This is a genomic window from Endozoicomonas sp. YOMI1 (assembly GCF_024606345.1).
Classification (GTDB): domain Bacteria; phylum Pseudomonadota; class Gammaproteobacteria; order Pseudomonadales; family Endozoicomonadaceae; genus Endozoicomonas.
This window is the reverse complement of sequence record NZ_JAHHPM010000122.1, coordinates 1-5,568: the sequence shown is the minus strand read 5'-3', so window position 1 is coordinate 5,568 and position 5,568 is coordinate 1. Positions and strand designations below refer to the sequence as shown.

Sequence of the window (5,568 nt, the reverse complement as noted above, 5' to 3'; positions counted from 1 at the left end):
CATTCCGCCTTGCCCAGCGGTCCAAAATGACTTGCTCGATATCATATTCAGAAGGTGGAATTGGTATTAGCGGGCAGGCGAGCTATCTGGGGAATATGCTGACTCAGGCTCGTGAGGAAGCTCAGTATGCAAAAGCGGAATATGAAGGAAATGTTCTCAGTGTTCTATGGCCAGCGGAAGAAAATAAGTCCAGTCCGGTATTAGTACCGATGGCTTTTACCTTTGCATCTCTGGAGGGAGAAAGGTTATGTTGCACTGGATCAGGCCTGTTGGCTCATTCAGGATGCTTTTTAATAACCATGGCGACCATTATGTAGGAATATCTCTCTTATACGACCCCGGTTGGTGATCAGCAGATTGATATTTGGCTTCTGCCGTTTCTCAAGCAGGAAATTGATAGCATCCCATTGGATGCGACGAACCTGACCATGACGTTAAACTATCTTCGTATCATGAAAACGGTGCAGACCCATCGCTGGAAAACCCCATTGGGATCCTGGCCAACAGGCGATCGTCATATTGATATTAAGGGATCCTGGCCGAGGTATCCTTCTTTTTCTATCAGGGAAGAGGGATACTCTTTTCAATAGGTGCAGATTTGGCTTCTTTTCTGCACCTTAAAATAGCCGCGTGTCAAGCAAGCATTGGTTTCAGGAAGCGGCCGGTATGGGACTCTGGAACATCCGATACGGCTTCCGGAGTGCCAGCAGCAATAATCTGGCCGCCACCATCACCACCCTCAGGGCCCAGATCAATAATCCAGTCTGCAGTTTTAATAACATCCAGGTTGTGCTCAATGACGACCACACTGTTACCGTGATCTCTCAAGCGATGAAGGACGGAGAGTAGCTGTTCAATGTCGTGAAAATGGAGCCCGGTGGTTGGCTCGTCAAGAATATAGAGTGTTTTACCGGTATCCCGTTTCGACAGCTCTTTAGCCAGTTTCACCCGCTGAGCTTCACCACCGGACAGGGTGGTGGCGTTTTGTCCAAGATGAATATAGGAAAGCCCTACATCCATCAGGGTTTGCAGTTTGCGCTTGACCGCAGGTATTGGATCGAAGTATTGCAGGGCTTCTTCCACCGTCATTTCAAGTACTTCGTGGATGCTCTTGCCTTTGTATTTTACTTCCAGGGTTTCACGGTTATAACGTTTGCCCTTACAGACATCGCAGGCAACGTAGATATCTGGCAGAAAGTGCATCTCTACCTTGATAACACCGTCTCCCTGACAGGCCTCACATCGGCCACCCTTTACATTAAAGCTGAAGCGACCGGGTTTATAGCCACGTGAACGAGCCTCCTGAGTGCCAGCGAAGAGTTCACGAATGGCGGTAAAAATCCCGGTGTAGGTTGCCGGGTTAGAGCGTGGAGTCCTGCCGATGGGGCTCTGGTCAATATCAATGCATTTATCAAAGTGATGAATGCCGGTCAGCTTTTTATAGGGAGCAGCGGTTAAGGTCGTTGCTTTATTGAGCGCTGTGGCTGCCAGCGGATACAGTGTGCCATTGATTAAGGTGGACTTGCCAGAACCTGAAACGCCGGTAATGCAGGTCATCAAGCCCACTGGAATTTCCAGTGAGACATTTTTCAGGTTATTTCCGATGCAACCAATGAGTTTCAGGGTTTTCTTCGCGTCTGCGGGTGTTCTGTTGGATGGCACATTGATCTTGCGAATACCTGAGAGGTATTGACCCGTTAAAGAAGCGGGTGAGTCGATGATCTGTTCAGGGGTTCCCTGGGCGACGATGGCACCACCATGAACACCTGCGCCAGGGCCAATATCGATCACATGATCTGCGCTGCGAATGGCATCTTCATCATGTTCAACGACGATCACCGTATTACCCAGGTCTCGCAATCGGGTCAGCGTATTCAGAAGGCGTTCATTGTCCCGTTGATGCAGCCCGATACTGGGTTCATCAAGAATATACATAACCCCAACAAGACCTGCGCCAATCTGGCTGGCCAGACGTATTCTCTGGGCCTCACCACCGGAAAGGGTATCCGCACTGCGCTCCAGGGTAAGATAGTTCAGGCCGACATTGACCAGAAAGCTCAGTCGATCACAGATTTCCTTGAGCACTTTCCTGGCAATCTCGCCACGGCGACCGGGCAGGTCAAGATCCTGAAAATAGATCAGGGCTTTTTCAACAGGTAATTTAACCAGGTCCGGCAGGGTTTCATTCTGGATGAATACATTCCGGGCTTCTTTCCGTAAACGAGTGCCTTTACAGGATGGGCATGGCTGAGTACTGAGGTATTTGGCCAGCTCCTCCCGGACGGACTGTGAGTCGGTGTCCCTGAAACGTCGCTCAAAGTTTGGAATGATGCCTTCAAAGATATGCCGTTTTTTATAGACATCCCCCCGGTCATTGACGTAACTGAAGTTGACGTCTTCATCACCAGAGCCATGAAGAATAATGTTCTGCTGTTCCGGACTTAAGTCATCAAATGGGGTATCAATGCTGAATCCATAGTGAGCGGCCAGTGATTTCAGCAGATGAAAGTAATAAACGCTGCGGCGGTCCCAACCACGGATTGCGCCTTCTGCCAGGGTCAATTCAGGGTGCTGTACTATACGATCCTGATCGAAGAACTGCTTAACACCCAGCCCATCACAACTGGAACATGCTCCGGCTGGATTGTTAAAGGAAAAAAGCCGTGGTTCAAGCTCATTGAGGCTGTAACCACACTCTGGGCAGGCGAACCGGGAAGAGAAGACAATGTCGTCTTTAGAGCCATCATCCATGTAGCTGACAGTAGCAAGACCATCGGTTAACTCAAGGGCCGTTTCAAACGACTCGGAGAGGCGCAGTTGTAAATCATCACGCACCTTAAAGCGGTCTATGACCACTTCGATGGTGTGCTTTTTCTTTTTATCCAGTTTTGGTGGTGTATCAAGATCAGTGACAATCCCATTGATTCTGGCACGAATAAAACCGTTGCTTCTCAGTTCGTTGAATACATGGAGGTGTTCACCTTTGCGCCCCCTGACCACCGGGGCCAGAAGCATCAGTTTAGTCCCTTCAGGCAGTGCCAGAACCTGGTCTACCATCTGACTGACGGTTTGAGCTTCCAGATGCAGGTGGTGTGTCGGGCAGTGCGGAATGCCGACGCGGGCAAACAGCAACCGGAGATAATCATAGATTTCCGTGATCGTACCGACGGTAGAGCGCGGGTTATGGCTGGTGGATTTCTGCTCAATGGAGATAGCCGGCGAGAGTCCTTCGATATGGTCCACATCGGGCTTTTCCATCATGGATAGAAACTGGCGGGCATAGGCTGACAGTGACTCAACATAACGTCGCTGGCCTTCTGCATATAGTGTGTCAAAGGCCAGGGAAGATTTACCGGAACCGGATAGTCCAGTGATTACTATCAGGCTGTCACGGGGCATCTCCAGGTTGATGTTCTTCAGATTGTGTGTACGAGCGCCCTGTACGGTAATCTTTTCCACAGCCTTTTCTCCGTGCCAGTTAGAGAGCCTGTTGGTGACATTTCTGCAAGCTGAGAAAGGTCACCAACAGGCTCTGAGAGCAAACGGAGTATTATAAATAGTCAATTGCCAAGTCTGTAGTAAAAATTGCGACATTCAGCAAAAGCATCCAGAGGTGGCCGTTGAAGTAAAGGCCGCCTTTGGCGTCGGTAAAATATCCTGGGCATCGACAGTCCCATTTCAATGCGGCTGAATCCAGAGCTAGTGTCAGGATTTGACCGGCATAAGGATACTCTGAAACTCTGGATATGAGGTTATAAAGCGTGTCGGACCATGCAGGTTCATCATGCTTGGATTCAGATGTTTTACTGTTGTCAGAACCAGTTGTATCAGGATTTATATAGGATTGAATATAACGCCAGCCATGATATCCAAGGCTCAAGAGATAATAGGTAAAAAAGAAACCTTTGGTCATTAACCTGTCTGGTTGATTGCTGATATCCATTAATTTCCCACTGCAGGGGCAGGCTTCTTTTTGAGTCCAGAGGATGTTTCCCGAGTCCAGGAGTTTGTATACATGCACTGCCATGTAGGACCACATCAGCAGGTTTCGGGTAGTGAGTAATATCTGCTTTGTTTCATGGTAGGGGCTATGGGAGATCAGAATGACTGACTGATCAATAGGGTCCTTTGAGACGGGGAGCTTACAGTCTGAGCTTTTCAACGCCTGCAGTTTTTCAATGCTGTCGTTACTTGAGATTGTGCAGAGGATTTCTTTTCCATATTCATTAATTGTCGTATAGCTGGCTGAAATCGAGAAGCTTGTGCTTTCTTCTTTGATCGTGTTGGACAGACATGGGAGAGAAAAGGTAAGCAGCAGGGAGAGGATGCCTCGAAACCGAAAATTCAACAAATGTCGTGTTGTTTTGTTAATTTTGTTATTCCTGGCAAGGGCGTAGGTATTTTGTGACATGGATAGCGTTTATCCCTCTGGTTTACTCTCCAACCGACGTGCTGGTTTTGAATAGTTTTCTAATTTGGTGCACAAACCATTTTGATCTCGCAGGTATTTTTTGTGGGTTAGCCATGTTCACAAGGCATTCTATCGAGAATGTCCTGTCCGGTTTATATTGCCATATCAAGGGCGAAGTGAAATAAATCCAGACCGAGCATCAGCTTGTTTATGTCAAAGCCAAAGAAAGGGGCTTCTAGCCACCACATAATCAGATCAGCCCCAATAATCAGCATGTGGCCACCAAGGCCAACGCTCTTGAGTTCATCGCTGTTGCTGTCTTTATCCTGGCCGTCAGGATAAAAGTAAGATGAGAAGTTTTTGCCAAGGAATGGGTAGAGAGTCTGATTTGCATTACGGGACAGGCCGACATTATACAGTGCCGAATAACTGAGATAAAAGAGTGAATCAATGGGATGAAGTGTCACCAGGCTGGTGACAGCAAAAGGTAAGTTGCGAGAAATATTGACGGCATGAAGGCCGCTGTTTAACCACATTAAATAGTATTTGGAGGTCATCAGGACCGATTTGAAACCACCGTTTGTCTGTAATGTGACCTCAACGTCTATATCATGGTTATTTCGAAGTGTTTCCAGAGTGCAACCTGCTTTCTGCAGGCTTTCCCGTTCTTCTTGAGTTTCATTTCCGGTCACAATGCAGTTGGTTTCTGTACCATCACTGTTTAGCTTTTTGTAACGTGCAGAAATGGGTGTTTCGGGTATTGATATACCATCAGGAAATGCCGTAGATACAGCAAGTAAGGGAAAACAAATGACCGATATGAAAAAGATGATTTTTTTTAAGATATCACTCATGAATTAATCTACCCAAGTGAGGATAGCGCTCAAAACCTGAAATTAGGAGACTATTGCCGCTATCTTTATACCAGATCCTGATACCTGTGGTCAGGGAAAACCTGAAGATAGCAGTGATCGGGGATTTTATAAGAGGAACACACAACGAAACATCAACTGGCTCAAAGTTGTTTTTATAGTCAACATGTCATGGTTGTAACAGTGACATTTTGTCGCAGAGGACAGCGAGTGTTCTTGCTTAGCTGTGGACTAAGTAGTTGGCCAAATGGAATCGTATATTTCTGGCTAAGTGGGCAGTTACTA

Annotated in this window: 3 protein-coding genes and 1 pseudogene; 1 reads left to right on the top strand and 3 read right to left on the bottom strand. The window is 47.3% G+C overall.

Annotated elements, in window-relative coordinates; genetic code table 11:
• Positions 1-317, top strand: a pseudogene (locus KDK15_RS04545) (hypothetical protein); the annotation flags it as partial.
• Positions 318-633: 316 nt separating this feature from the next.
• Here the strand turns inward: KDK15_RS04545 and uvrA are convergent.
• From uvrA to KDK15_RS04530, 3 genes are all read right to left on the bottom strand, one after another.
• Positions 634-3,459: an excinuclease ABC subunit UvrA gene (gene uvrA, locus KDK15_RS04540; RefSeq protein ID WP_257294178.1), complete on the bottom strand. Its 2,826-nt coding sequence runs from the start codon at positions 3,457-3,459 to the stop codon at positions 634-636.
• Between the two features lie 91 nt (positions 3,460-3,550).
• Positions 3,551-4,027: a hypothetical protein gene (locus tag KDK15_RS04535; protein WP_257294177.1), complete on the bottom strand. Its 477-nt coding sequence runs from the start codon at positions 4,025-4,027 to the stop codon at positions 3,551-3,553.
• 536 nt (positions 4,028-4,563) lie between these two features.
• Entirely contained in the window at positions 4,564-5,265 is a 702-nt protein-coding gene (locus KDK15_RS04530; RefSeq protein ID WP_257294176.1) for a hypothetical protein, read from the bottom strand.
• Positions 5,266-5,568 lie beyond the last annotated feature (303 nt).

Coding starts and splice junctions, on each gene's coding strand:
- KDK15_RS04535 (WP_257294177.1), bottom strand. CDS start 4,027: ATGGCAGTGCATGTATACAAACTCCTGGACTCGGGAAACATCCTCTGG.
- KDK15_RS04530 (WP_257294176.1), bottom strand. CDS start 5,265: ATGAGTGATATCTTAAAAAAAATCATCTTTTTCATATCGGTCATTTGT.